This is a genomic window from Paraburkholderia sp. BR10936 (assembly GCF_040965735.1).
In the GTDB taxonomy this organism is placed as follows: Bacteria; Pseudomonadota; Gammaproteobacteria; order Burkholderiales; family Burkholderiaceae; genus Paraburkholderia; species Paraburkholderia nodosa_A.
Window position 1 is genome coordinate 1 of record NZ_JBFRCM010000053.1, and the last position, 2553, is coordinate 2553.

A 2553-nucleotide genomic window follows, 5' to 3' on the forward strand; every position below is an offset into this window, starting at 1 on the left:
CGGACCTATCCGAATGAAAGGGACTTCCCCGTCCCGAGGCTGCGGCGGAAGCCGCGAGTCGGCATCGAAGTGCCATGATGGAGTGTCGAACTACATCAACGCCAACAGGAGGGGAAGTCCATGCCAATTGTCACCGTCGGGATCGATCTTGCCAAGAACGTGTTTGCCGTCCACGGCGTGGATGACGCCGGCAAAGCGGTGCTCATCAAACCTCGTGTATCTCGCGACCAGCTGAGTGCATTGATCGCCCAATTGCCGCCGTGCGTAATCGGTATGGAAGCGTGCTCGGGAGCACACTACTGGGCACGCGTGTTCCAGAAGTGCGGCCATACAGCGAGATTGATGGCGCCAAAGCTGGTCGCTCCCTACCGGATGTCCGGCAAGCGCGGCAAAAACGACGCGGCTGATGCGGCCGCTATTTGCGAGGCGGTGACGCGACCCAGCATGCGTTTTGTGCCGCTCAAGGACGAGCATCAGCAGGCTACGCTTTGCCTGCATCGGACGCGACAGGGATTTGTCGAGGAAAGAACAGCGACCTACAACCGGTTGCGTGGCCTGCTCTCGGAGTTCGGAGTGGTTCTACCGCAGAGCCCGGAAAAGCTACGGCTAGACATCGCGACTCACCTTGACTCGTTGCCCGGCTGGGCGCGGCGGTGCATCAGCGATTTGCTCGAGCATGCTGGCGACATCGAGGACCGGCTGGGCGACAAGCAAGACCGGTTCAGCAGGTGGGCCAGGAACCTGGTGGAGCGCCGCGGTTACTGGCGGGCAGCAGTCGCCATCGCAGCCAAGAATGCGCGGATGGCCTGGGCAGTTCTGAAGTACGGCGGCGACTTCAGGCGCGAGCCAGTGGCAGCGTGACGTGCGGAGCTAATCTGCCAACAACTAACACGAACACCACGATAGTACACATGACTGGATAAAAGATCACTTTGCACTGCCAGCGGTGATGTGAAGCGGGTTGGACCCGCGCGGGGCGTACCTGGACAAAATACAGGGAGCTCAATCCCGATATCCGAACGAGGTCCTCGCGCGCGTCTTTCATCAGGGTCCGGACCATTGGTCCAATATGACCGTTTGTAGCATTGCAGTCCTTCACCTTCTCACTTACACCAGCGAAGCAGCGCAGTACGTAAAGACATCAAAGCAACGTTGGGTTTGCAACCGACGGGGAGCCCTTGTAGCCATTTTGTGGGCGAGGCATATCATGAGAGGTAAAAATCATGGATATGCCGATGGACAAGAAACAGAAACGACGCACTGTCGCTTCGCAGGCAGCGGCCCGAGGGCCGCTGCCTGCCTTGCCTGAAGGGCTGCTGGACGAACTGGTCAAGGGGCCGATGACACCCGCGCAGGTCAAGGACCTGATGCTCGCCTTCAACAAGGCCGTCATTGAACGCGCGATGGGCGCCGAAATGAAGCTGCATCTGGGGTATCCATCCGGCGATCCCAGGCCGGATGGCCAGACCAACGAGCGTAACGGTGCCAGTGGCAAAACCATCATCACGGACCACGGTCCACTCAGGGTCGATCTGCCACGTGACCGTGACGGCAGTTTCGAGCCGATACTGATTCCCAAACACGAACGCCGCTTTACCGGCTTTGATGAGCGCATCATCGCCATGTACGCGCGGGGCATGAGCGTACGCGAAATCCAGGCGTTTCTGGCCGAAAGCTACGGAACGCAGGTGTCGCCCGACTTCATCAGCTCGGTCACCGACGAGGTGATGGCCGAGACACTCGCCTGGCAAAACCGACCGCTCGAACCGATGTATCCGGTCGTATTCTTTGATGCGCTTCGCGTAAAGATCCGCAGCGACGGCGTGGTGAGCAACCAGGCCGTGTATCTCGCGCTGGGCATTCAGGCCGACGGCCAGCGTGACGTACTGGGCTTGTGGATCGAGCACACCGAAGGCGCGAAGTTCTGGCTCAAGGTCTTCAATGAACTCAAGACGCGCGGCTGCCAGGACATCCTGATCGCCGTGGTCGATGGCCTCAAGGGGCTCGCCGATGCGATTGGCACGGCCTACCCGCGCACCGCCGTGCAGACCTGCATCGTGCGTCTGATACGCAACAGCCTGGAATACGCGAGTTACAAGGACCGGAAGGCTATCGCCGCGGCGCTGCGCCCGATCTACACGGCCGCAAGCGGGCAGGCCGCGCAGCAGGCGCTTGAGGCATTCGCTGCAGGCCCATGGGGCACCCGATATCCGACCATTGTGCAATCCTGGCGGCGTGCGTGGGAGAACGTCACGCCGTTCTTCGTGTTTCCACCAGAAATACGCCGGGTCATCTACACGACGAACGCCATCGAGAGCCTGAACATGCAGTTGCGCAAGATCATCAAGACGCGCGGGCACTTCCCCAATGACGAAGCGGCCATCAAGCTGCTGTGGCTGGCATTACGAAACGTGCTTGCAAAGTCCGTGCGCCATGCCTATGACTGGAAATCTGCGATGAACCAGTTTGCCATCCTGTTTGGCGAGCGGTTTACGCGGGCGCGCGGGTAGCGTTTTTTTTAACCGCCTCGCCCACAAAAATGCGGACAGGTTC

The 2553-nt window shown here is 60.0% G+C and carries 2 protein-coding genes; both read left to right on the top strand.

Annotated features, from left to right (window positions below; all coding sequences use genetic code 11):
• The first annotated feature begins 120 nt into the window (after positions 1–120).
• Complete coding sequence (locus AB4Y36_RS40315) at positions 121–861, top strand: IS110 family transposase (RefSeq protein ID WP_368685918.1); 741 nt, start codon at positions 121–123, stop codon at positions 859–861.
• A gap of 374 nt (positions 862–1235) precedes the next feature.
• Positions 1236–2510: an IS256 family transposase gene (locus tag AB4Y36_RS40320; RefSeq protein ID WP_368685919.1), complete on the top strand. Its 1275-nt coding sequence runs from the start codon at positions 1236–1238 to the stop codon at positions 2508–2510.
• The last annotated feature ends 43 nt before the right edge of the window (positions 2511–2553 follow it).

Bases quoted from the DNA above. Each gene is read 5' to 3' on its own strand.
- AB4Y36_RS40315 (WP_368685918.1), top strand. From the start codon at position 121: ATGCCAATTGTCACCGTCGGGATCGATCTTGCCAAGAACGTGTTTGCC.
- AB4Y36_RS40320 (WP_368685919.1), top strand. From the start codon at position 1,236: ATGGACAAGAAACAGAAACGACGCACTGTCGCTTCGCAGGCAGCGGCC.